We start from the raw sequence: 1,187 nt of genomic DNA on the forward strand, positions 1-1,187 counted from the left end.
GTGTTACTCGAGGATTTTGCTGACGACGCCTGCGCCGACGGTGCGGCCGCCTTCGCGGATGGCGAAGCGCAGCCCGTCTTCCATCGCAATGGGCGCGATCAGGTCGACGGTGAACTTCAGGTTATCGCCGGGCATCACCATTTCCGTGCCCTCGGGCAGCGTCACCGTGCCGGTCACGTCCGTGGTGCGGAAGTAGAACTGCGGACGGTAATTGGCAAAGAACGGCGTGTGACGGCCACCCTCTTCCTTGGTCAGGATATAGGCCTCGGCCTCGAACTTGGTGTGCGGGTTGACCGATTTCGGCTTGCACAGCACCTGGCCGCGCTCGACGCCCTCGCGGTCGATGCCGCGCAGCAGCACGCCGACGTTGTCGCCCGCCTCGCCGCGATCCAGCAGCTTGCGGAACATCTCGACGCCCGTGCAGGTCGTCTTGCGGGTGTCCTTGATGCCGACGATCTCAAGCTCGTCGCCCACATTCACAACACCGCGCTCGACGCGGCCCGTGACCACCGTGCCGCGACCGGAAATCGAGAACACGTCCTCGATCGGCATCAGGAAGGGCTGGTCCACGGCGCGCTCGGGCGTCGGGATATATTCGTCCACGGCCGCCATCAGTTCGCGGATCTTGTTCTCGCCGATCTCCGGGTTCTCGCCGTTCATCGCCGCCAGCGCCGAGCCAGCAACGATCGGAATGTCGTCGCCGGGGAAGTCATACGAGCTCAGCAGCTCGCGGATTTCCATCTCGACCAGCTCCAGCAGTTCCTCGTCATCGACCTGGTCGACCTTGTTCATGAACACCACCAGCGCGGGCACGCCGACCTGGCGCGCCAGCAGGATGTGCTCGCGGGTCTGCGGCATCGGGCCGTCGGCGGCGTTCACCACCAGGATCGCGCCGTCCATCTGCGCGGCACCGGTGATCATGTTCTTGACGTAGTCGGCGTGGCCGGGGCAATCGACATGGGCGTAGTGACGCGCGTCGGTCTCGTATTCCACATGCGCCGTCGAGATCGTGATCCCGCGCGCCTTCTCTTCGGGCGCGCCGTCGATCTGATCATAGGCCCGGAAATCGCCGAAATACTTGGTGATCGCCGCCGTCAGCGTCGTCTTGCCGTGGTCAACATGGCCAATCGTGCCGATGTTCACATGCGGTTTCGAGCGGTCAAACTTTTCCTTTGCCATGGTCTTGG

1 protein-coding gene is annotated in these 1,187 nt (G+C 63.9%); it reads right to left on the reverse strand.

The window, feature by feature from the left end:
- Nucleotides 1–3: 3 nt before the first annotated feature.
- Nucleotides 4–1,179: an elongation factor Tu gene (gene tuf, locus BHD06_RS22690; RefSeq protein ID WP_080459198.1), complete on the reverse strand. Its 1,176-nt coding sequence runs from the start codon at nucleotides 1,177–1,179 to the stop codon at nucleotides 4–6.
- Nucleotides 1,180–1,187 lie beyond the last annotated feature (8 nt).

The sequence above is a fragment of the Roseovarius sp. A-2 genome (assembly GCF_002072155.1).
GTDB lineage: Bacteria > Pseudomonadota > Alphaproteobacteria > Rhodobacterales > Rhodobacteraceae > Roseovarius.

Excerpts from the sequence above, each read along its gene's own strand:
- tuf (WP_080459198.1), bottom strand. The coding sequence starts at position 1,179 with ATGGCAAAGGAAAAGTTTGACCGCTCGAAACCGCATGTGAACATCGGC.